Here is a 19,435-nt window from a genome sequence, read left to right on the forward strand (position 1 = left end):
GCCCCATCTCCGACGTGTGATATCGGTAATATCGGCGATTTCAGGATTGCTGCAAGACGCAGAGCGGCTGGACCTTTGCGGGCATTTTATCTATAAGCGCCGCCATTCCAGATAGCCGTATAAAGACCAGAAGGGGCTCCATGGCCGGCCATTCACAATTCAAGAACATCATGCACCGCAAGGGCCGCCAGGACGCGGTGCGGTCGAAAATGTTTTCCAAGCTGGCGCGCGAGATCACCGTGGCGGCCAAGCAGGGGCTTCCCGACCCGGCGATGAACCCGCGCCTGAGGCTGGCGGTGCAGAACGCCAAGGCCGAGTCCATGCCCAAGGACAACATCCAGCGCGCCATCAACAAGGCCGTGGGCGGGGACGCCGACACTTACGAAGAGGTGCGCTATGAGGGCTACGGTCCCGGCGGCGTGGCGGTGATCGTGGAGGTGCTGACCGACAACCGCAACCGTTCGGCTTCCAACGTTCGTGCGGCCTTTACCAAGGCCGGCGGTGCGCTCGGCGAAACCGGCTCGGTGTCGTTCATGTGGGACCGCGTCGGCGAGATCGTCTATCCGGCGAAGGCCGGCAGCGCCGAGAAGGTGATGGACGCGGCGATCGAGGCCGGCGCCGACGACGTGCAGTCCGACGAGGACGGCCACACCATCATCTGCGCATTCGAGAATCTCGGCGACGTGTCGAAAGCGCTGGAAGCTTCGCTCGGCGAGGCCTCGTCAGTGAAGGTGATCTGGAAGCCGCAGAACAACATCCCGGTCGACGAGGATCGCGCGCAGTCGATCCTCAAGCTGGTGGCAACGCTCGAGGACGACGACGACGTGCAGAACGTCTACGCAAACTTCGAGGTCGACGAAGAAACGATGGCCAAGCTCAGCGCAGCTTGAGCGTATTGCCGCCCTCATCCGCCTGCCGGCCCTTCTCCCCGTGAAGAACGGGGAGAAGGGCGAAACTCCGACGCCGATGCCCCCTCTCCCCGTTCTTCGCGGGGAGAGGGTAAGGGTGAGGGGCGATAAAAAGTGATACAAAATGAGTATCTCTCTTCCCACCATCCGCATCACCTACTGCACTCAGTGCATGTGGCTCCTGAGGGCCGGATGGATGGCGCAGGAACTGCTGTCGACCTTCGGCCCCGAACTCGGCGAAGTCGCGCTCGTGCCCGGCACCGGCGGGATCTTTACCATCACCTGCGACGAGCACATGGTGTGGGACCGCAAGCGCGACGGCGGCTTTCCCGATGCGGCGAAGCTCAAGCAACTGGTCCGCGACATCATCGATCCGGAGCGCGATCTCGGCCATGCCGACCGCGCCGGCCACAAAGCCGACGATCCGTCCTGACTACTTCCCGAAGGAGAAGCGGTAGACATTGGTCGCCCGCTGCTCGAAACCAAGTTTCCGGTACAGCCTGTTGGCCGCTTCACGCGAGGGTCTTGAGGTCAGGTCCACCGTCCTGGCGCCGGCAGCCTCCGCTCGGGTCAGCGCGTCCGTTACAAGGGCAGCCGCAATACCCTGTCCCCGATGGCGCTCGTCGACCACCACGTCCTCTATGATTGCACGTGTTCCGGTCGGAACATGGAAAATGGCAAGGGTAAGCATGCCCTTCACCATGTCGTCCGACCTGGCGATCAGGAGCGTCGTCGCCGAGGACCCGACGACCCTCTGCAGGTCCTCGTTTCCCGGTGCAGCGGCGGATGAGGACAATTGTGGGACAAGAACGGCAATGGAATCGACGAAGGCCGGGGTGAGCGTGGATATCGGCTCTATCTTGAATTCCGCCATTCGATCTCTTCTCCTGATGTAGTAAAAGACGCACACAGTGCAGTTAGGTCACTTGTCCTTACGTGCGGCGAAAATCGCCCCTACCGCCGCGCCGATGGCAATGCCGATCGCGATTCCGATCGGCACATTGTCGAGCGTCGCCCCAATGACCGCTCCAACGCCGATGCCTACCGCCATTCCAAGCGCCATGCGCGAAAACTGATCACTCAAAATGAACTCCTTCCGGCGGCGGTCGCCAACCAGGAGTTCATATGGGGCAGCGACTTCCCTCGCCCAGCCTCAGGCCGGCGCTCTACCGCAGCGCCATGATGAAGCAGGCCAGCGAAGCGATCCCGCTCAGCGTGCGGACGTGGTTCCAGGGCAGCCATTCGGCGAGGTAGCGCGTCCACAGGGCTGCGCCCTCCGGCGTGTCGGCGCCGGTTGCTGCGAGCGCGTCGTTCAAAGGCACGTTGAAGATCATCGTCACCGCGATGATGCCGACGAGATAAAGGAGGCTGCCGGCCAGCAGCCAGGCAATTCCGGCATCGCCCCACCTGAACGCGGCGACCACCGCCAGCACAACCGACAGGACGGCTGTACCGAAGAACACCGCACCAAACGCCGGGTTGAGGATCGCGACATTGATCGACTGCATCGCCGCCATTCCCTGCCCGGAGGGCAGGCGGGCGAGCGCTGTCATCATGAAGGCCGAGAACACGAAGAACAGCCCGGCCATGAGCCCACTGCCGAGCGCGGCCAGGAAGGTGAGCGCGAAAATCCAGCCGCCGATCATTGGGCCCTCCAGATGTCTTCCGCGCCGCCCCGCCGGAATACAACCTCGAATAGCGGGAGCCTGAATCGCGGGCAACAAAAAACCCGCCTCGCGGCGGGTTTTCGAAATCGTGAATGCGCGCAGGCTTACATACCGAGGCCTTCGTAGCGCTTCTTGAACTTCGACAGGCGGCCGCCGCGGTCGAGCAGCGTCTGCTGGCCGCCGGTCCACGCCGGGTGGGTCGACGGGTCGATGTCGAGGTTCATCGTGTCGCCTTCCTTGCCCCAGGTCGAGCGCGTCGTATACTCGGTGCCGTTGGTCATGACGACCTTGATGTTGTGGTAGTCGGGATGGATATCGGTCTTCATCGGTCTGTTCCTGGCTGTCGCGGCGCGCGAGGCCGGCCTGCGGCGATGCGCCTCTTTTCTAAAACTCGAAGCCGCGGCTAATGAGAGGCGCGGCTTCGAAAAACGGTCGGCGAGCCTATACATCAGCCGAATTTGAATCACAAGGCCGGGCGCCGCCGTCATGACGACGGTCTGAAGGGAAAAACGCCATGGCGGAAACCGGCAGGAGCGCTGAGGATGCGCGCAGGCGCTCGCTGCGGCCCCTGAAGCGGCTCTTCCCCTACATTCTGCGCTATCGCAAGCTGGTCGCCGGCGCGCTTTTGTCGCTGACGGTAGCCGCGCTGATGACGCTGACCCTGCCGCTTGCGGTGCGCCGCATGATCGACCACGGCTTCTCCGGGTCGGATTCCGCGTTCATCGCCAACTATTTCTCAATGCTGGTGGTGATCGCGGCGATCCTAGCGCTGGCCTCGGCCTGCCGCTACTATTTCGTCATCACGCTGGGCGAGCGCGTGGTGGCGGATCTCCGCCGCGACGTGTTTTCGCACGCGACGAAGCTGTCGCCGGCCTTCTTCGACACGGCGCAGTCGGGCGAGATCGTCTCGCGGCTGACGGCCGACACCACGCAGATCAAATCCGCCGTCGGCGCCACCGCCTCCATCGCTCTGCGCAATGTGATCCTCGGCCTCGGCGCGGTCGCCATGATGGTCGTGACCAGCCCGAAACTGTCGAGCCTGGTGATCGCCGCCATCCCGCTGATCGTGCTGCCGCTGGTCGGTTTCGGCCGCTCGGTGCGGCGCAAATCGCGGGCCGCGCAGGATACGCTCGCCGAAGCCACTGCCTATGCCAGCGAGCATATCGGCTCGATGCGCACCTTGCAGGCCTTCACCAATGAAAGGCTGGTGACCAGCCGCTTCGGCCAAGCGGTTGAGTCGGCTTTCGCGGCGGCGCGCTCATCGGTCTTCGCGCGTTCCTTCCTGACTTTCTTCGCCATCTTCACCATCTTTTCCTCGGTGGTGGCCGTGCTGTGGTTCGGCTCGCGCGACGTGCTTTCGGGCGCGCTGTCGCCGGGCACGCTCGGCCAGTTCCTGCTCTATTCAGTGTTTGCCGCCGGCGCGCTCGGCGCGCTTTCGGAAGTGTGGGGCGAACTCAGCCAGGCGGCGGGCGCCGCCGAACGGCTGACCGAGATCCTTGCCGAGCAGCCGGCGATCGTCGCGCCGGCAAACCCGAAAGCCCTGCCCTCGCCGGCAAAGGGGCTGGTCGAATTCCGCGATATTTCCTTCTCCTATCCCGCCCGCCCCGACCTGCCGACGCTGCACGGATTGAGCTTTTCGGTGAAGACCGGCGAGACCGTCGCTATCGTCGGACCTTCGGGCGCAGGCAAAAGCACGGTGTTTTCGCTGCTCCTGCGCTTCTACGATCCGCAATATGGACAAATCCTGGTCGACGGCGTCGATGTGCGCGAAGCCGATCCGCAGGAGGTGCGCAACCGCATCGCCATCGTGCCGCAGGACACGACGATCTTTGCCGCGACCGCCCGCGAAAACATTGCCTTCGGCAGGCCGGATGCAACGGACGCTGAGATCGAGCAGGCGGCTCGCGAAGCGTTGGCAGACGAGTTCATCGAACGGCTGGACAGGGGCTACGACACGCCTGTCGGCGAGCGCGGCGTGATGTTGTCGGGCGGCCAGCGCCAGCGCGTCGCGATCGCGCGCGCGATCCTGCGCGATGCCCCCATCCTGCTGCTAGACGAGGCGACCTCGGCGCTCGACGCCGAAAGCGAGACGCTGGTGCAGACGGCGCTGGAGCGGCTGATGAGGGGGCGCACCACGATCGTCATTGCGCATCGGCTCGCGACCGTGCTGAAGGCCGACCGCATCCTGGTCATGGAAGCCGGCCGCATCGTCGAGGAAGGCACGCACAACAGCCTGGTCAAGAAGGGCGGCATCTACGCGCGGCTTGCGAAGCTGCAGTTCGAGACCGGCGCCCACGCCTTCAAGGGCGCGGCGGAATAGGCCGAACACAACTCGAAATCCTTGCGGCGTTGCTGCTTCAGGTTGTCTCCGGGCTGGGCCCGGGTTAGGTTTTGGCGGCCCCGATGGAGTGACCGCCGTGAAAGCAATCATGTTCGGATTGGTCTTTTTCAGCCTTTGCCATAATGCTTGGGCCGGCGAAATTTCCAGCGTGTACACCGAACTCGATTCCGAGGAGGACTGCACCACCTTCGCCGCGGCCGGGGAAGGCGAAGGCGATTGGTCCAATCTGGTCTGCACCGGCTATAGCGGCTACCCCATCATCATCTATTCGGCGGATTTGAGGGAATCGGTGTTCTACGGCTTCCCGCCCGCGGGCGACCTCGCGCCGGCCTGGGAGAGTTTTGCGGCGTTCAATTCGGCCGGCCCGAAAATCGAATGGCGCATCGAAATGGATGGCGACCGGGCCCAGCCCTTCGCCACAATCCACCGCTGGTTCATCAGCAATGATCCCGACGATGCGGAAAAGAAAACCGAGGTCCTGGTCGTCGCCAAGGTGGGCCAGATTGCCGAGCGCGAAGGCTGCGCCGTCGGGCTGGTCGTGGCGACGGGCAATCCGAAGGCCAACGAAACCGCGCGCAAGATCGCCGACGAGCAGGCGCGCGATTTCGCCTGCGGGGCCGACGAGCGCGTGCTGGTCAGCGGCGATGTGCCGATGCCGGAATTCAGCCGCGCCGATCAGTGATTTATTTCGTATTCTTGGCCCGCTCGATCGCCTCGACGATCATCTGCTTGGCGCGCGCCGAATCGTGCCAGCCGCCGATCTTGACCCATTTGCCGGGCTCCAGATCCTTGTAGTGTTCGAAGAAATGCTCGACCTGCTGCAGCGTGATCTCCGGCAGCTGGCTGTATTCAAAGATGTTCTCGTAGCGGCGCGTCAACTTCGGCGACGGGACGGCGATCACCTTCTCGTCCTGGCCGGCATTGTCTTCCATGATCAAGACGCCGATCGGGCGGACATTGATGACGCAGCCCGGGATCAGTTCGCGGGTGTTGCAGACGAGCACGTCGATCGGATCGCCGTCTCCGGAGAGCGTGTGCGGAACGAACCCGTAATTGCCCGGATAGGTCATCGGCGTATAGAGGAAACGGTCGACGAACAGCGTCCCGGCTTCCTTATCCATTTCGTACTTGATCGGCTGACCGCCGACCGGAACCTCGACGATGACGTTGACATCATCAGGCGGATTCTTGCCGATGGCGATGGCTTCAATGCGCATGGATGGTTTCCCGTTGTGCCCCGCGCGGGTCGATAGCCGCAGCAAGCGCCAAGCGCAACAGCAGACGGGTACGTTCAAAGGTCGCAGGTGAAAGATATTGGGCGTCAGTCCCAGACGAAAGCGACTTTTTTCAACGCCTTCTGGTCGAACACCTCGACGCCCTCGGCGACATCGCGGCCGCCGGCGCCGGCATAGAAGGACAGCGCATTCGTGTTGTCTTCCAGCGCCCAGACGACCATGCCCTTAAGGCCGTGGTCGGCGAGCTTCTGCCTGGCCGCGGCGAACAACCGGCTGCCCAGTCCGACGCCCTGATATTCCGGACGGAGGTACAGCTCGTAGATTTCGCCCTGCTGCGGCAGTTCGCGGGCGCGGTTTCGGCCGACGGTGGTATAGCCTGCGACCTTGCCGCCGATTTCCACGACAAGCACGGTGGCGGAACGGCGAATGGCGTTTGCCCACCATTGGCTGCCGCGCCGGCTGATCATCACATTCAGCGCCCGATGCGGGATGATGCCGGCATAGGCGCCCCGCCAGGCCTGATGATGCACATCGGCTATGGCCTGCGCGTCGCGCGGCTCTGCCCTTCGTATGTCGATGGTTACCGTATTCATGATTGGTTAACCATAAACGCGGCCGGACCGGCAAAGCAATAGTCGAATGGGGCCGGCCATGGCCGTGCACACAGGCATTCTGTTGATATTCAGGTGATGTCGGCTGACCCGAATCTCAAGCACATCACCTTAGTGGGAAAGTTCAAATCTCCACGAGGTGGTCGTCGAGTTCGTTGACGTCGCCCGCCTCCACCGGAAAATGCTCGCTCAGGAGCTTTCCGACCGTTCCCGTGGCCGAAACGAAGCCATCGGCCAATCGCCCTTCCCGCGCATCGGCCACGAGTAGGCCGACCACTTCATCCCAGACCGCCTGCGCAACGCGGCTGTTAATACCGCTGTCGGCGACGATCTCAGCGTATCGTTCCGCCAGAGAAACGAAAATAAGGACGCCGGTGCGCGCCGACGTGACGTGGACGTTTCGCGAGAGGAACTGCTTCAGCGCATTTTCGTGCGCTCGCCTGTAGCGCAGCTGCCGCGGCACCAGGATGATGCGCAACGGCGGAAACAACCAGAGCAGGATCAGCGCACAGCCGAGCGCCAGCATCTGCGCTGCGACGAACAGCGGCGCGCGCAGCGTCAGCCACCAATATTCGAGCGCGAAAGCGGCAACGAGGCTGGCTATGAGCATGGCCAGCATCAATGTGAAGGCGGCGGGAAAGAAATAGCTGTCACTCGAACGCGCGACGACGCAGTAGATTTCACCCGATGTGCTTTTTTCGGCAATCCGGATCGCTTCGGTGATGCGGGCGTGTTCCTTGGCGTTCAGCGGTCGTGACCTGTTGCGCATCTACCAACTCCCCGAAGAACCGCCGCCGCCCGACGAGCCGCCGCCGCCGGAAAACCCACCGCCTCCGCTGCTACCTGACGACCAGCCGCCTCCGGACGAGCCGCTCGAATAGCCCCCGCCGGAAGAGCCGCCACCAAGAGAAATATTCATTCCGAGCCAACGGTAGCGGCCCGGTCCGATCTTCCTGCCGAAAACCGGAGCCAGGAACGCCATGGCGAAGCCGCCGAAGAACAGCGTTCCCCAGACGATGAAGAACAGGACGACCACCAGATCGGGAAATTCGTCGCCGGTTTGCTGGTTGCGCTCGGCGCGCGCTTCCAGTTCGGCGGCGTTGCCCTCCAGCACCATGATGATGTCGTCGACGGCCCCGTTGATGCCGCCCGCAAATTCGCCGGCCCGGAAGGCGGGGACCATGGTGTTTTCGATGATCAGCTTCGAATGCAGATCGGTCAGCGTTCCTTCGAGGCCATAGCCTACCTCGATGCGCATCTTGCGGTCCGACTTGGCGACGATGAGCAGAATGCCATTGTCCTCGCCGGCCTGGCCGAGCCGCCAGGCGCGAAACAGCCGGTTGGCAAAGGGCTCGATCGCCTCGCCATCGAGGCTGTCGATGGTGGCGACGACGATCTGGTCGGAGGATTTTTGCTCGAAGGCGGCGAGCTTTTCCGTCAGTTCCGTCTCTTCGGCCGCGCTCATCAGGTCGGCATTGTCGACCACGCGGCCGGTGAGCGCGGGCAGTTCGGCGGCAAGGGCTGCCAGCGGGGAGAAGAGCAGGAAAGACAGAGCTGCCAGAAGCGTCAGGCCTGCGCCCAACGTTGCCCCCCTCTGTCCAGAGCTTTGCAAAGCTGACTTGTTCACGTTGGCCGCTGACAGACTACCCGCCCTGCTGGGCGCCGAAATCCACCTTCGGCGTCTCGATCTTGTCTTCCGCCACGGTGAAATTCTGGAACGGTTCGTTGTCGGTGAACCAGAACTTTGCCCAGAGCAGAGACGGGAAGGTCCGAAGCGAGGTGTTGTAGACCCGGACTGCCTCGATGTAGTCGCGGCGGGCGACCGCGATGCGGTTTTCAGTGCCTTCGAGTTGTGCCTGCAGAGCCAGGAAGTTCTGGTTTGCCTTCAGGTCGGGATAGTTCTCGACCACGGCGAGCAGCCGCGACAGCGCGCCGGTGAGCCCGGCCTGGCTTTGCTGGAAAGCCCTGAACGCCTCGGGATCCTCGAGCGCTTCAGGCGAAAGCGTGGTCTGGGTGGCCTTGGCCCTTGCTTCGACGACTGACTGCAGCACCTCCCTTTCGTGGGCGGCGTAGCCCTTCACTGTCTCGACCAGGTTCGGAATGAGATCGGCGCGCCGCTGATACTGGTTGAGCACCTCGCTCCACGCCGCCTTTGCCTGCTCCTCGGCCGTCGGAATGGTGTTGAAGCCGCAGGCCGACAGCGCAGGCAGGAAGAGAGCCAGGACCAGCACGGCCCGGAAACTGCGAAAAACGGAAGGGGAAAAGAGGCGCTGGGCGAGCATGGAAACTCCTTGGGTCATCACAGAATGGTGAACAGTTACCACATTGCCGGGCCAAAGGAATGGCTGGCCCCAACATATGCTGGACCATGCGTTGATCACTGTGCCCGCCCGCCGGAACGCGCTAGAGTCCCGGCGGCACAAAGGGCGCTTCAGTGGCAGGCAAGGAACCCGACAGGGACATCGAATCGCGGCGCATTCTAGACCGCATCGCGCGCGAGGCCGATTCGAGCACCCCGCCGCTGGTCTCGCGCACCGCTCAGCGAACGCGGGACCATTTGACGGCCGCGGATGCCGACCCCGCCGATCCAGTCGAATATTGGGGAACGCGCATCGGACGTGCTATTGGGCTGGTCGTGACAATCGGCCTGATCGTCTGGCTGGTGATTTTCGTGGTGCGCGGATAGGGTCGGATGAATTCGGTTGAAGCTGACGCGCCACGCGCGGTCATCGTCGTTTCCAGTCATGTCGCCCGCGGTTCCGTGGGCAATCGCGCAGCGGTCTTTGCGCTCGAGACGCTGGGCTATCCGGTGTGGGCCGTACCGACAGTCATCCTGCCCTGGCACCCGGGTCACGGCCGCGCTACAAGGATCGTGCCGGATCCGGAACAATTTGCGGCATTGATGAAGGACCTCGAGCAGGCGCCGTGGCTGGGCGAAGTCGCCGGCGTGCTGTCGGGTTATCTCGGCAATGTCGACCAGGCACAGGCTGTGGCCTCGCTGGTCCAGGCGGTACGCGCAAGGAACCCCCGCGCCATCTATATCTGCGACCCGATCATGGGCGACGCAGGCGGGCTCTACGTCGCCGAGCCGCTGGCCCGTGCGCTGCGCGACGTGCTGGTGCCGATCGCCGACATCGCCACGCCGAACCGCTATGAGCTGGAATGGATGGCGGGCACGAAACTCGACGACATGCGCTCGGTGATCGCGGCGGCCAACGAGGCCGGGCCGGCGACGATGCTGGTCACGTCAGCGCCGGCGATGATGACCGGCGGCATCGGCAATCTGCTCCTGACCCAGTCAGCGGCGCTGCTCGCCGAGCACCGGATCATAGAACAGCCGCCGAACGGGCTCGGCGACCTCACCGCCGCCGTGTTCCTGGCGCGGCTGCTCGACGGCCAGCCTGCGGCCAAGGCGCTGCAGTCGACCACCGCCGCCGTCTACGAGATTCTGGCGCGCACGGCGAAGCGCGGCGGCGACGAGTTGCAACTCGAGACCGACGCGCAAAGCCTCTCGCACCCTATGGCCATGGTCCAGTTGCGTCATCTGATGCATCCGGGGCGGGATCGGCGGGCATAAAGACGGGTCAGGCCTGACCCGAAACCGAAAGTTCGACGCGGTCGGCGGCGAAGCGCGTTTCGGAGAACTGCAGCGGCGAGCCGTCGAGGGTTTCGTTGATCGCGACCGTCACCAGCACGATCGCGCCCGGCGACAGGCGCAGATCCGCAAGGTCGGCGGAGTCGGCATGCCGCGCAGAGACGAGCGTCGAGCGGCGGACATAGTCGGAGACGCCAAATTCCTGGAGGGCGGCGGTGATGGAGCCGCTCCGGGCGAACGAATTTTCGAAACCGGCAAAACGGCTCGCGTCGAAAAAGCTCGTCGCCCGCGACACCGGCCGGCCGTCGGCCTCTCCCATGGTCTCCAGCCGCAGCACCGGCGCGCCCTGCGGCAGGTCCAGCGCCTCGGCCACCTGGCTGCTCGCAGGTTCGATCGCGTGGTACAGAAGATTGCTGCGGCGATCGCGCGCCTGGCCTTCCAGGCCTTCGGAAAAACGGGTGCGAGCGGCGATCGGATAAGAGAGGCGCTTGCGGCTTTCGACGAACGTCCCGCGGCCTTGCTCGGCTCGCAATACGCCTTCCTGAACCAGCGCCGCGATAGCGCTGCGCACCGTATGGCGATTGACGCCGAAGCGTTCCGACAGCGCCAGTTCCGGCGGCAGCCGGCCATCGGCGCCCAGCACGCCCGAGCCGATCGCCTGCCTGATCTGGTCGGCGATCTGGCGCCAAAGCGCGACGCCGCTCCTGCGCGTCACCTCCCGCTCGAGTCCGGTTCCGATCAATTTCTCTCTCCTGTCACGCACACGTCATGGACACGCGCTAGAAGCCAGCTATAATTTGTTTGGTTGTATAGAACAATAGACAAGTAAGCAGGCGCAGGCTCATGAAGAACGGCAGGCGGGAAGAAGCGGAACGGAACGCGGAGCGCAAGGGTGCAATGGCCGCCCTGGCGATGGCCTCGGCCGGCGAGATCAGGCGGCTCTGGGATGCGGCAGGCATCGAGACGGATGCGCAGGCGCTGCGCGGCCCGGAAACCGGGCTGGTGACGGTGCGCGGACGCATCGGCGGCGCCGGCGCACCGTTCAATTTCGGCGAGGCGACGGTGACGCGGGCGACGGTGCGGCTGCCCGGCGGCGAGGTCGGCCATGCTTATGCACTTGGCCGCGACAAGGAGAAGGCGAGGATTTCGGCAATCGCCGACGCGCTTTGGCAGAACCCCGCCCGCCGCGCCGAGATCGAGGAGAAGATCATCGCGCCGCTCAAGGCTGCGCAAGCGGGCGCCGACGAGAAACGCCGCACGGAGACGGCGGCCACCAAGGTCGACTTCTTCACCATGGTGCGCGGAGAGGATTGATGGACATGCTCGGCCAATCGATCGACGGCGGTTTTGCCGATCCTGTATTCGATGCGCAGTCGGTGTTCCGCGCGGTCATGGACGCCATGGCCCGGCCGGGAACGGTGCAGCCGATCGGCCGCTCCGCCTCACCGCCTGCCCCGCTGACGTCCACGGCAGCCGCGGTGGCGCTGACTTTGTGCGACCACGACACGCCGCTCTGGCTCGACGCAGCATTGCAGGCGTCGGATGCGGTGAAGACCTGGCTCGGCTTCCACACCGGCGCGCCTCTCGCGCACAATCCGGCGGAAGCGCATTTCGCGCTGGTCTGCGACCCGGCCGAGCTGATCGCGCTGGAGAATTTCGGACAAGGCACGCAGGAATATCCCGACCGCTCGGCAACGCTGATCCTTGCCGTAGGCAGCCTGACATCCGGGCCCCCGCTGCACCTCGAAGGTCCGGGCATCGAGACCGAGGCGACAATCTCGCCGACGCCGCTGCCGCGCCACTTCGTCGAGCAGTGGAAGCAGAACCACGGTCGTTTCCCGCGTGGCGTCGATGTGATCCTGGCGGCGCCGGAGCATGTCGCCTGCCTGCCGCGCACCACCTGCATCAAGACGATGGAGGCCTGACATGTATGTGGCCGTGAAGGGCGGCGAAGCCGCGATCGCCAATGCGCATGCGCTGCTCGCCGACCGCAGGCGCGGCGACCGCAACGTGCCGGCGCTGCGGCTCGACCAGATCGTCGAACAGCTTGGACTGGGCGTCGACCGGGTGATGGCGGAGGGCTCGCTCTACGACAGGGAGCTTGCCGCCCTTGCCGTCATGCAGGCGCGGGGCGACATGATCGAGGCGATCTTCCTGGTGCGCGCCTACCGCACGACGCTGCCGCGCTTCGGCTATACGCGCCCGATCGACACGGCGGTCATGGAGGTCGAGCGCCGCGTCTCGGCGACCTACAAGGACCTTCCGGGCGGGCAGTTGCTTGGCCCGACATTCGACTACACGCACCGCCTGCTTGATCCGGAACTGGCCGGCGGCGCGGATGTCGCCGAGCCAGAGCGGCGCGACACCGCTCCCGAGCCCATGCCGCGCGTCTCCGAGATTCTGGCGCATGAAGGCCTGATTGAGCCGGACGGCAATCTGCCCGACGGCCACGTTACCGGCGACATCACGCGCGAGCCGCTGGAATTTCCGATGGAGCGCGACATCCGCCTGCAGGCGCTGTCGCGCGGCGACGAGGGCTTTCTGCTGGCGCTCGGCTATTCGACGCAGCGCGGCTATGGCCGCAGCCATCCCTTTGTCGGCGAAATACGCATCGGCGAGGTCGAGCTGGAACTCGACGTGCCGGAGTTGCCGTTTCCGGTAACTCTGGGACGCATCCGGGTCACAGAATGCCAGATGGTCAACCAGTTCAAGGGCTCGGCCAAGGCGCCGCCTCAATTCACCCGCGGCTACGGCCTGGTCTTCGGCCAATCCGAGCGCAAGGCGATGGCGATGTCGCTCTGCGACCGGGCTCTGCGCGCCCGCGAATTCGGCGAGGATGTCGCCGCCGCGCAGGACGAGGAGTTCGTCATCTCGCATTCCGACAATGTCCAGGCGACCGGCTTCGTCGAGCATCTGAAGCTACCCCACTATGTCGACTTCCAGGCCGAGCTTGACCTGGTGCGGCGCATGCGCGCCGAGCACGAGGCGGGCGAAAATTCCGGGACCGAGGGCCAGAAGGAGGCCGCGGAATGAAAGGCCTATTGTTCTTGATCGGGTGTCCTGCGCCCGCGCGCCCGAGCCGCATAGCCCCGATAGATGACGTAGGCGGTCAACAGCAGCGCCAGGATCACCGGTACGATCATAAGGTCCATTTCGGTCTCCTTTCTCTCAAGGAAACGCGCCATGTCGACTAGCGTTGCGCCCGTCGCCGAACCGATCGCCACCTACAACTTCGCTTATCTCGACGAGCAGACGAAGCGGATGATCCGCCGGGCGATCCTGAAGGGCATCGCCATTCCCGGTTACCAGGTGCCGTTCGCCAGCCGCGAAATGCCGATGCCCTATGGTTGGGGCACCGGCGGCGTGCAGGTGACCGCCTCGATCATCGGGCCGGACGATGTGCTGAAGGTCATCGACCAGGGCGCCGACGACACCACCAACGCCGTCTCGATCCGCGCCTTCTTCAGGAAGGTCGCCGATGTCGCTGTGACGATGGAGACGGCGAAGGCCACGATCATCCAGACGCGGCACCGGATCCCGGAATACCCGCTCACCGCGGGGCAGGTGCTCGTCTACCAGGTGCCTATCCCCGAGCCATTGCGGTTCCTGGAACCGCGCGAGACCGAAACGCGAAAAATGCACGCGCTCGAGGAATACGGGCTGATGCACGTCAAGCTCTATGAGGACATCGCCAAGCACGGCCGCATCGCCACCACCTATGCCTATCCGGTCAAGGTCGAGGGCCGCTATGTGATGGACCCTTCGCCGACGCCGAAATTCGACAATCCGAAAATGCACATGTCGCCGGCGCTGCAATTGTTCGGGGCGGGCCGCGAGAAGCGCATCTATGCGATACCGCCGTTTACCGAGGTCGTCAGCCTCGATTTCGAGGACCATCCGTTCGAGGTGCAGAGTTTCGACCAACCATGCGCGCTGTGCGGGGCGGAGCAGGTCTATCTCGACGAGGTCATCCTCGACGACCATGGCGGGCACATGTTCGTCTGCTCCGATACCGACCATTGCGAGAAGCGGCGGGAGAACGGGCACACGGGGGCGATGGCAGCCGGCGGCAAGGAAGCAGTTGAATGACCGACGAACCCCTCCTTCGCGTCAACTCCCTCTCAAAGTTCTACGGCTCGCGCGTCGGCTGTGAGGACATCTCTTTCGACCTCTGGCCGGGAGAAGTCCTGGCCGTGGTGGGCGAATCCGGCTCCGGCAAGACGACGCTGCTCAACTGCCTGTCGACGCGGCTGATGCCGACTTCGGGCGCGGTCACCTACCGCATGCGCGACGGCGTCTTTCGCGACCTCTACCGCATGAGCGAGGCGGAGCGCCGCTTCCTGATGCGCACCGACTGGGGCTTTGTCCACCAGAACCCTGCGGATGGGCTCCGCATGACCGTCTCGGCCGGCGCCAATGTCGGCGAGCGGCTGATGGCGGTCGGCGACCGGCATTATGGCAATATCCGCGCCACCGCCGTCGATTGGCTGTCCCGCGTCGAGATCGCCGAGGATCGTATCGACGACGAGCCCCGCGCCTTCTCCGGAGGCATGCGCCAGCGCCTGCAGATCGCCCGCAATCTGGTAACCGGCCCGCGCCTCGTTTTCATGGACGAGCCGACGGGCGGGCTGGACGTCTCGGTGCAGGCGCGCCTGCTCGACCTGCTGCGCGGCCTCGTCACCGATCTCGGCCTGGCGGCGATCGTCGTCACGCACGACCTCGCCGTAGCCAGGCTTTTGTCGCAGCGCATGATGGTGATGAAGGACGGCCGGGTCGTCGAGACCGGCCTTACCGATCGGGTGCTCGACGATCCGCGCGCGCCTTACACGCAACTTCTCGTATCCTCGATCTTGCAGGTGTAGCCGCATGATCCCGAAAAGTGGACGCCGGTTTTCGGAAGAGATCATGCGGCAAAGCAAAGGACTCTAACCATGGCAACCCCGCTCGTCGTTTCGCAGCTCGCCAAGAGCTTCACCATGCATTTGCGCGACGGCATCCGGCTGCCGGTCGTCGCCGGCGTGTCATTTTCGATCAGGGCAGGCGAATGCGCCGTGCTCGGCGGGCCGTCGGGCGCCGGCAAGAGCTCCATCCTGAAGATGCTCTACGGCAATTATTCCGCCGACGAGGGCCAGATCATTGTCGATCACGCCGGCCACCTCGTCGATCTGGCCAAGGCCAGCCCGCGAACCATCCTGCAGATCCGGCGAGACACGATCGGTTATGTCAGCCAATTCCTGCGCACCGTGCCGCGGGTCTCGGCGCTGGACGTGGTGGCCGAGCCGCTGGTGGCGCGAGGCGAAACCCGCGAGGCGGCGCATGGCCGTGCCCGCGAACTGCTTGGCCGGCTCAATCTGCCCGAAAAGCTCTGGGCGCTGCCGCCGGCGACCTTCTCCGGCGGCGAGCAACAGCGCGTCAACATCGCGCGCGGCTTCATCACTCCGCATCCGGTGCTGCTGCTCGACGAGCCGACGGCATCGCTGGACGCAAAAAACCGCGAAGTGGTGATCGAGCTGATCGCCGACAAGAAAGCCGCCGGCGTGGCGCTGCTCGGCATCTTCCATGATTCGGACGTGCGTGAAGCGGTCGCCGACCGCATCATCGACGTGACCGAATTCGCAGCCGGAAAGGTCGCGGCATGAGCGGGAAACTTTCCGAGCAGCCGACGATCCATCCGACGGCGGACGTGACCGGCTCGACGCTTGGCCGCTACACCGAAATCGGAGAGCGCACGCGCTTCATCGAATCGTCCCTCGGCGACTATTCCTACCTCGTCCAGGATTGCGGCGTCTGGTGCGCGACGATCGGCAAGTTCGCCAATATCGCGGCCGCGGTCCGCATCAACGCCACCAACCATCCGACCTGGCGGCCAACACTGCACCATTTCACCTATCGCGCCTCGGACTACTGGGACGACGCGGAGCAAGAGACCGATTTCTTCGATTGGCGGCGCTCGAACGCCGTCACGATCGGCCACGACACCTGGCTCGGCCATGGCTCGACGATGCTGCCGGGCGTCACCATAGGCGACGGAGCAGTGGTCGGGGCCGGCGCTGTCGTATCGAAGGATGTAGCGCCCTACACGATCGTCGGCGGCGTGCCGGCGAGGCCGATCCGAGAGCGCTTCGACCGCAGGACGGCGGAGCGCTACCAGGCGCTCGCCTGGTGGGATTGGGATCATGCGAAATTGCGTTCGGCGCTCGATGATTTCCGCGCGCTTTCGGCCGAAGCATTTTTGGAAAAGCACGGCGGCTGACCCGTTTCGCCTCGTCGCGCGGCTTGTTATTCTAGACCGAGCTTGGCTTGGGTAACGCTTTGGAAAAAATCGATTTCAAGAAAACTCTCAAGGCGCTCTACAACCCGCCGGCCGGGGAATTCGTCACCGTTAACGTGCCCGCTATGCGGTTCGTCAAGATCGACGGCGAGGGCGACCCGAACACGTCCCCTGCCTACAAGGCCGCGCTCGAATGGCTCTATTCGGTCAGCTACGCGATGAAATTCGCGGCCAGGGCCGCGCACGGCCAGGACTACACGGTGCCGCCGCTGGAGGGGCTGTGGTGGGCTGACGACCATGCCGCCTTCACTGCCCGCCGCAAGGACGAGTGGAAATGGACCATGATGATCATGGTGCCGGATTTTGTCGGGCAGGCGGTATTCGATCAGGCCGTCGCCAAGGCGGCGAAGAAGCTCGGCGAGGCGCCGTCGACGCTACGTCTCGAACCCAATGAGGAGGGGCTCTGCCTGCAGACGCTGCATATTGGCAGCTATGATGACGAGACGCCGGTGCTCGCCCGGCTCCATGACGAAGTGATGCCTGAGAATGGTTTTACCTTCAATGGCCTGCATCACGAGATTTACCTGTCCGACGCCCGCAAGGTCGAGCCGACGAAGCTGCGGACCATTCTACGCCAACCTGTAAAGCCGATCTGAACATTGCCGTCGCGGACAGCGCCGCGGCGGCGCAGAAGCGACGGTCAGGTCTCCTGTATCGCCGAAAGTTTCCAGTCGTCACCCCGCTGCCGCACGAAGGTCCAGAGTTCCGTCGTCTCTGTCGGCTCGTCGGGATTGCCCTCGACAACCCTGCCGGTCGCGCGATCCACTATTACGTCGCGAGACGAATATTGCAGCGCCGCCGTGGCATAGTCGCTGTCGCCCTCGCGCCAGCTTTCGGCGATGTCGGCCTGATGAAGCTGAACGTCGGAAACGTCGTTGCGGACGCCCTTTTGCGCATTATCGGCCAGTTCTTCGGAAAGGTAGGATACCATCTCCGGCGTCACCAGCCGGCGCAGCGCGGCATGGTCCTCACGGCAGAAGGCTTCCTGCACTTCGGTCAGGCGCCGCTGGAAAGTGTCGAGGTCATCCTGCTGTAGGCTGATTTCCTGGCTTGCAGCCTGCTGAGGCGGCACCTGCGAACTCGAACCGATGTTCGGTATGCTGAAGGAGCGGCCGTTACCGCCTCCGCGTGGCGACGCATCCCGATAGGCAAAATCACCGCGGCCGGAAGCACCGGCCATGGCGGGCTCGCGCGAACCCGCCGGCTGCGAACGAAACAGGCGCACGGCCAGCCAGATCGCGCCGCCGATCAGAAGCGCCTGCAACAGGAAGCCGAACATGCCGGCAAGGCCGCCGAAGCCATGGCCGAGCAGCAGGCCGATCAGGCCGCCGAGCATTAAGCCGCGCAGCATCGAGCCGCCGAAGCCGTTCATGAAGCCGGGCCGTTGCTGGGAAATTTGCGTCTGCCGCGCGGCGTTGGTCGGCGCCGTGTTTGGCGTCATCGAGCGCTCGACAGGAGCGGTCGGCTGTGGCGCAGTCCTGGTCGGCGGAGCCGATTGGAACGTGCGCATGCCGCGGCTGCCGAAGCTGCCGCCGCGGCGGGCGTCGGCGTGATCGACGGCTATCATCGAGAATGCAAGGAACAACCCTGCGAAAAGCGTGGCAAATCGGGTCGTGCTGGAGAGCCGCATCGGTTCCTCATGGATCGGTGATATCGGCCCTTCATATAATGATAAACTGGCCTTGCGCCAGTCGATCGCAAGAGCACGAACACCGCTCTCGTCACCCAAGTTGAAGAAACGCGCGTTGGCGAGTCTGGCGGCGCGGGTGTAGCATCGCCTGATCGCATCGCGACGTCACCCCACCCCACCCCGGTTTAAGCTGCGCTATGCGCTCGTCGACCGCGGTAAGCTGCTGATGCGTGCCGAGGAAAACGTTACCGACATGACTTACCTTTGGGGCGCCGGCTCAACCTATAGCGACCGGCGCCTCGGCTACGAGAAGAAGATGCTGCGCGATTGGTTCCGCAGGCGCTTCGTGCATCTCAGTCCGCCGCGCGGATGACCTTTTCTTGCCTCTACCGCTGTGAATTCGGCGGCGCAGGCTCAGCTTCGATGCCGGTCACGGCTCTGCCGCTGCGATCAGCCACGGCTGATCTCATCCGGACATCGCAGCTTTGTGCGGTTCCGCTAGCGGGACCGGCCGAGCGAATGCTCAATCCGTACCTATCATACCCTTGAGCTCCGTCACCTTCTGCATGCAGCCGGCCTCGTCGCCGGCCTCCGCCATCTCGCGGGCTTCGGTCATCAGTGCCGCCACCTGATCGGCTTCATCGCCGGCGGTTCCGCGCGTCACCTCTTCCTGATGAGGCGTGATCGTTTCCACCTGATCGGACGTAGATCCCGTGATCTCCGGGGTTGTTCCCTGGGCGCCCGGCAGGAGCTCTTCCTGATGCTGCGTCGCGGGCATGCCGGGCTCGTTGGTGGCCGCGCCTGTTTCGGCTGTGACGGTCGGCTGCTCGAGCTTCGTGAGTTCCTCCCGGCAATCCGCGAAAGCCGGCGCTGCCAGCATGACCGATAAAGCAGTGAAAGTCGCCAAACGTATCGACATCAGACTCTCCTTTCATAAGAGGCTTCTTTGATGATTGGAGAGAACGACCGGATACTCGAACTGTTCCGGTGCGCGGACGATTTTCCCAAGCGCGCAGCAGCGTCCACCTTCGCTTTCGGGCGCGAGCGACGCAGGCGCCGAAGGGCTGTGGAATGTAACGAAACTGACATCGAACCGACATTCCCCGTTCATGCGGCT

The 19,435-nt window shown here is 64.2% G+C and carries 27 protein-coding genes; 15 read left to right on the forward strand and 12 right to left on the reverse strand.

The window, feature by feature from the left end; genetic code table 11:
- Positions 1 to 140 precede the first annotated feature (140 nt).
- Both ABVK50_RS23190 and ABVK50_RS23195 read left to right on the forward strand, forming a co-directional pair.
- A complete protein-coding gene (locus ABVK50_RS23190; RefSeq protein ID WP_353644348.1) occupies positions 141 to 890 on the forward strand; it encodes a YebC/PmpR family DNA-binding transcriptional regulator in 750 nt (249 codons plus the stop codon).
- Between the two features lie 142 nt (positions 891 to 1,032).
- On the forward strand, positions 1,033 to 1,341 hold the full coding sequence (locus ABVK50_RS23195; protein ID WP_353644347.1) for a SelT/SelW/SelH family protein: 309 nt from the start codon (positions 1,033 to 1,035) through the stop codon (positions 1,339 to 1,341).
- Here ABVK50_RS23195 and ABVK50_RS23200 read toward each other — a convergent pair whose 3' ends face one another.
- The 4 genes from ABVK50_RS23200 to rpmE all read right to left on the reverse strand — a co-directional run bounded on the left by ABVK50_RS23200 (position 1,342) and on the right by rpmE (position 2,901).
- Positions 1,342 to 1,782 carry a GNAT family N-acetyltransferase gene (locus ABVK50_RS23200; protein WP_353644346.1) on the reverse strand — a complete coding sequence of 147 codons (441 nt, stop codon included), beginning with the start codon at positions 1,780 to 1,782 and terminating at the stop codon, positions 1,342 to 1,344.
- Between the two features lie 48 nt (positions 1,783 to 1,830).
- A complete protein-coding gene (locus tag ABVK50_RS23205) occupies positions 1,831 to 1,992 on the reverse strand; it encodes a hypothetical protein (protein WP_353646078.1) in 162 nt (53 codons plus the stop codon).
- An 82-nt stretch (positions 1,993 to 2,074) separates the two neighbouring features.
- Positions 2,075 to 2,554: an anthrone oxygenase family protein gene (locus tag ABVK50_RS23210; RefSeq protein ID WP_353644345.1), complete on the reverse strand. Its 480-nt coding sequence runs from the start codon at positions 2,552 to 2,554 to the stop codon at positions 2,075 to 2,077.
- A gap of 125 nt (positions 2,555 to 2,679) precedes the next feature.
- On the reverse strand, positions 2,680 to 2,901 hold the full coding sequence (rpmE, locus tag ABVK50_RS23215; RefSeq protein ID WP_353644344.1) for a 50S ribosomal protein L31: 222 nt from the start codon (positions 2,899 to 2,901) through the stop codon (positions 2,680 to 2,682).
- A gap of 188 nt (positions 2,902 to 3,089) precedes the next feature.
- Here rpmE and ABVK50_RS23220 point away from each other — a divergent pair, with 188 nt between their 5' ends.
- Entirely contained in the window at positions 3,090 to 4,895 is a 1,806-nt protein-coding gene (locus tag ABVK50_RS23220) for an ABC transporter transmembrane domain-containing protein (protein WP_353644343.1), read from the forward strand.
- A gap of 97 nt (positions 4,896 to 4,992) precedes the next feature.
- Entirely contained in the window at positions 4,993 to 5,598 is a 606-nt protein-coding gene (locus ABVK50_RS23225; RefSeq protein ID WP_353644342.1) for a hypothetical protein, read from the forward strand.
- A 1-nt stretch (position 5,599) separates the two neighbouring features.
- On the opposite strand, the gene ppa is transcribed toward ABVK50_RS23225, so the two are convergent.
- The 5 genes from ppa to ABVK50_RS23250 all read right to left on the reverse strand — a co-directional run bounded on the left by ppa (position 5,600) and on the right by ABVK50_RS23250 (position 9,044).
- Positions 5,600 to 6,133: an inorganic diphosphatase gene (gene ppa, locus ABVK50_RS23230; protein WP_353644341.1), complete on the reverse strand. Its 534-nt coding sequence runs from the start codon at positions 6,131 to 6,133 to the stop codon at positions 5,600 to 5,602.
- A 104-nt stretch (positions 6,134 to 6,237) separates the two neighbouring features.
- Complete coding sequence (locus tag ABVK50_RS23235) at positions 6,238 to 6,744, reverse strand: GNAT family N-acetyltransferase (protein WP_353644340.1); 507 nt, start codon at positions 6,742 to 6,744, stop codon at positions 6,238 to 6,240.
- Between the two features lie 142 nt (positions 6,745 to 6,886).
- Positions 6,887 to 7,531, reverse strand: a complete 645-nt coding sequence (locus ABVK50_RS23240) for a TPM domain-containing protein (RefSeq protein ID WP_353644339.1) — start codon at positions 7,529 to 7,531, stop codon at positions 6,887 to 6,889.
- A complete protein-coding gene (locus ABVK50_RS23245) occupies positions 7,532 to 8,344 on the reverse strand; it encodes a YgcG family protein (protein WP_353644338.1) in 813 nt (270 codons plus the stop codon). It abuts the gene before it with no gap.
- A gap of 61 nt (positions 8,345 to 8,405) precedes the next feature.
- Entirely contained in the window at positions 8,406 to 9,044 is a 639-nt protein-coding gene (locus ABVK50_RS23250; RefSeq protein ID WP_353644337.1) for a LemA family protein, read from the reverse strand.
- 152 nt (positions 9,045 to 9,196) lie between these two features.
- Here ABVK50_RS23250 and ABVK50_RS23255 point away from each other — a divergent pair, with 152 nt between their 5' ends.
- Together ABVK50_RS23255 and pdxY are read left to right on the forward strand one after the other, a co-directional pair.
- The gene (locus ABVK50_RS23255) at positions 9,197 to 9,448 is read left to right on the forward strand and encodes a hypothetical protein (protein ID WP_353644336.1); all 252 of its coding nucleotides are present in this window, start codon (positions 9,197 to 9,199) and stop codon (positions 9,446 to 9,448) included.
- A gap of 6 nt (positions 9,449 to 9,454) precedes the next feature.
- Complete coding sequence (gene pdxY, locus ABVK50_RS23260; RefSeq protein ID WP_353644335.1) at positions 9,455 to 10,339, forward strand: pyridoxal kinase PdxY; 885 nt, start codon at positions 9,455 to 9,457, stop codon at positions 10,337 to 10,339.
- 7 nt (positions 10,340 to 10,346) lie between these two features.
- Here pdxY and phnF read toward each other — a convergent pair whose 3' ends face one another.
- A complete protein-coding gene (phnF, locus tag ABVK50_RS23265) occupies positions 10,347 to 11,099 on the reverse strand; it encodes a phosphonate metabolism transcriptional regulator PhnF (protein ID WP_353644334.1) in 753 nt (250 codons plus the stop codon).
- A 101-nt stretch (positions 11,100 to 11,200) separates the two neighbouring features.
- On the opposite strand from phnF, the gene phnG reads away from it, so the two are divergent.
- The 8 genes from phnG (at position 11,201) to ABVK50_RS23305 (ending at position 17,284) form a co-directional block, all read left to right on the forward strand.
- Positions 11,201 to 11,671 carry a phosphonate C-P lyase system protein PhnG gene (gene phnG, locus ABVK50_RS23270; protein WP_353644333.1) on the forward strand — a complete coding sequence of 157 codons (471 nt, stop codon included), beginning with the start codon at positions 11,201 to 11,203 and terminating at the stop codon, positions 11,669 to 11,671.
- Positions 11,671 to 12,282 carry a phosphonate C-P lyase system protein PhnH gene (gene phnH, locus ABVK50_RS23275; protein WP_353644332.1) on the forward strand — a complete coding sequence of 204 codons (612 nt, stop codon included), beginning with the start codon at positions 11,671 to 11,673 and terminating at the stop codon, positions 12,280 to 12,282. Before phnG ends, phnH begins: the two co-directional genes overlap by 1 nt.
- A 1-nt stretch (position 12,283) precedes the next feature.
- Positions 12,284 to 13,390, forward strand: a complete 1,107-nt coding sequence (locus tag ABVK50_RS23280) for a carbon-phosphorus lyase complex subunit PhnI (protein WP_353644331.1) — start codon at positions 12,284 to 12,286, stop codon at positions 13,388 to 13,390.
- A 150-nt stretch (positions 13,391 to 13,540) separates the two neighbouring features.
- Positions 13,541 to 14,446, forward strand: coding sequence for an alpha-D-ribose 1-methylphosphonate 5-phosphate C-P-lyase PhnJ (locus ABVK50_RS23285; RefSeq protein ID WP_353644330.1), 906 nt, complete (start codon positions 13,541 to 13,543; stop codon positions 14,444 to 14,446).
- Complete coding sequence (phnK, locus tag ABVK50_RS23290) at positions 14,443 to 15,219, forward strand: phosphonate C-P lyase system protein PhnK (protein WP_353644329.1); 777 nt, start codon at positions 14,443 to 14,445, stop codon at positions 15,217 to 15,219. The genes ABVK50_RS23285 and phnK overlap by 4 nt, the downstream gene beginning before the upstream one ends.
- A 69-nt stretch (positions 15,220 to 15,288) precedes the next feature.
- Entirely contained in the window at positions 15,289 to 15,996 is a 708-nt protein-coding gene (gene phnL / locus ABVK50_RS23295) for a phosphonate C-P lyase system protein PhnL (protein ID WP_353644328.1), read from the forward strand.
- Positions 15,993 to 16,610 (forward strand): DapH/DapD/GlmU-related protein, encoded by a 618-nt coding sequence (locus ABVK50_RS23300; protein ID WP_353644327.1) that lies wholly within the window; start codon positions 15,993 to 15,995, stop codon positions 16,608 to 16,610. Before phnL ends, ABVK50_RS23300 begins: the two co-directional genes overlap by 4 nt.
- A 59-nt stretch (positions 16,611 to 16,669) precedes the next feature.
- A complete protein-coding gene (locus ABVK50_RS23305) occupies positions 16,670 to 17,284 on the forward strand; it encodes a GyrI-like domain-containing protein (RefSeq protein ID WP_353644326.1) in 615 nt (204 codons plus the stop codon).
- Positions 17,285 to 17,328: 44 nt separating this feature from the next.
- Here the strand turns inward: ABVK50_RS23305 and ABVK50_RS23310 are convergent, their stop codons facing one another.
- Positions 17,329 to 18,318, reverse strand: coding sequence for a Tim44 domain-containing protein (locus tag ABVK50_RS23310; protein WP_353644325.1), 990 nt, complete (start codon positions 18,316 to 18,318; stop codon positions 17,329 to 17,331).
- A 151-nt stretch (positions 18,319 to 18,469) separates the two neighbouring features.
- On the opposite strand from ABVK50_RS23310, the gene ABVK50_RS23315 reads away from it, so the two are divergent.
- Positions 18,470 to 18,691, forward strand: coding sequence for a DUF3016 domain-containing protein (locus ABVK50_RS23315; protein WP_353647051.1), 222 nt, complete (start codon positions 18,470 to 18,472; stop codon positions 18,689 to 18,691).
- A gap of 150 nt (positions 18,692 to 18,841) precedes the next feature.
- On the opposite strand, the gene ABVK50_RS23320 is transcribed toward ABVK50_RS23315, so the two are convergent.
- Positions 18,842 to 19,237 carry a hypothetical protein gene (locus ABVK50_RS23320; RefSeq protein WP_353644323.1) on the reverse strand — a complete coding sequence of 132 codons (396 nt, stop codon included), beginning with the start codon at positions 19,235 to 19,237 and terminating at the stop codon, positions 18,842 to 18,844.
- Positions 19,238 to 19,435 lie beyond the last annotated feature (198 nt).

The sequence above is a fragment of the Mesorhizobium sp. WSM2240 genome (genome assembly GCF_040438645.1).
Lineage (GTDB): Bacteria > Pseudomonadota > Alphaproteobacteria > Rhizobiales > Rhizobiaceae > Allomesorhizobium.

What these genes read in the sequence shown, in the direction of transcription:
- ABVK50_RS23310 (WP_353644325.1), bottom strand. Translation starts at nt 18,318, where the DNA reads ATGCGGCTCTCCAGCACGACCCGATTTGCCACGCTTTTCGCAGGGTTG.
- phnG (WP_353644333.1), top strand. Translation starts at nt 11,201, where the DNA reads ATGAAGAACGGCAGGCGGGAAGAAGCGGAACGGAACGCGGAGCGCAAG.
- ABVK50_RS23210 (WP_353644345.1), bottom strand. Translation starts at nt 2,554, where the DNA reads ATGATCGGCGGCTGGATTTTCGCGCTCACCTTCCTGGCCGCGCTCGGC.
- ABVK50_RS23190 (WP_353644348.1), top strand. Translation starts at nt 141, where the DNA reads ATGGCCGGCCATTCACAATTCAAGAACATCATGCACCGCAAGGGCCGC.
- ABVK50_RS23250 (WP_353644337.1), bottom strand. Translation starts at nt 9,044, where the DNA reads ATGCTCGCCCAGCGCCTCTTTTCCCCTTCCGTTTTTCGCAGTTTCCGG.
- phnL (WP_353644328.1), top strand. Translation starts at nt 15,289, where the DNA reads ATGGCAACCCCGCTCGTCGTTTCGCAGCTCGCCAAGAGCTTCACCATG.
- phnK (WP_353644329.1), top strand. Translation starts at nt 14,443, where the DNA reads ATGACCGACGAACCCCTCCTTCGCGTCAACTCCCTCTCAAAGTTCTAC.
- ABVK50_RS23285 (WP_353644330.1), top strand. Translation starts at nt 13,541, where the DNA reads ATGTCGACTAGCGTTGCGCCCGTCGCCGAACCGATCGCCACCTACAAC.
- pdxY (WP_353644335.1), top strand. Translation starts at nt 9,455, where the DNA reads ATGAATTCGGTTGAAGCTGACGCGCCACGCGCGGTCATCGTCGTTTCC.
- ABVK50_RS23235 (WP_353644340.1), bottom strand. Translation starts at nt 6,744, where the DNA reads ATGAATACGGTAACCATCGACATACGAAGGGCAGAGCCGCGCGACGCG.
- ppa (WP_353644341.1), bottom strand. Translation starts at nt 6,133, where the DNA reads ATGCGCATTGAAGCCATCGCCATCGGCAAGAATCCGCCTGATGATGTC.
- ABVK50_RS23280 (WP_353644331.1), top strand. Translation starts at nt 12,284, where the DNA reads ATGTATGTGGCCGTGAAGGGCGGCGAAGCCGCGATCGCCAATGCGCAT.
- rpmE (WP_353644344.1), bottom strand. Translation starts at nt 2,901, where the DNA reads ATGAAGACCGATATCCATCCCGACTACCACAACATCAAGGTCGTCATG.
- ABVK50_RS23300 (WP_353644327.1), top strand. Translation starts at nt 15,993, where the DNA reads ATGAGCGGGAAACTTTCCGAGCAGCCGACGATCCATCCGACGGCGGAC.
- ABVK50_RS23220 (WP_353644343.1), top strand. Translation starts at nt 3,090, where the DNA reads ATGGCGGAAACCGGCAGGAGCGCTGAGGATGCGCGCAGGCGCTCGCTG.
- ABVK50_RS23240 (WP_353644339.1), bottom strand. Translation starts at nt 7,531, where the DNA reads ATGCGCAACAGGTCACGACCGCTGAACGCCAAGGAACACGCCCGCATC.
- ABVK50_RS23320 (WP_353644323.1), bottom strand. Translation starts at nt 19,237, where the DNA reads ATGTCGATACGTTTGGCGACTTTCACTGCTTTATCGGTCATGCTGGCA.
- ABVK50_RS23195 (WP_353644347.1), top strand. Translation starts at nt 1,033, where the DNA reads ATGAGTATCTCTCTTCCCACCATCCGCATCACCTACTGCACTCAGTGC.
- phnH (WP_353644332.1), top strand. Translation starts at nt 11,671, where the DNA reads ATGGACATGCTCGGCCAATCGATCGACGGCGGTTTTGCCGATCCTGTA.
- ABVK50_RS23200 (WP_353644346.1), bottom strand. Translation starts at nt 1,782, where the DNA reads ATGGCGGAATTCAAGATAGAGCCGATATCCACGCTCACCCCGGCCTTC.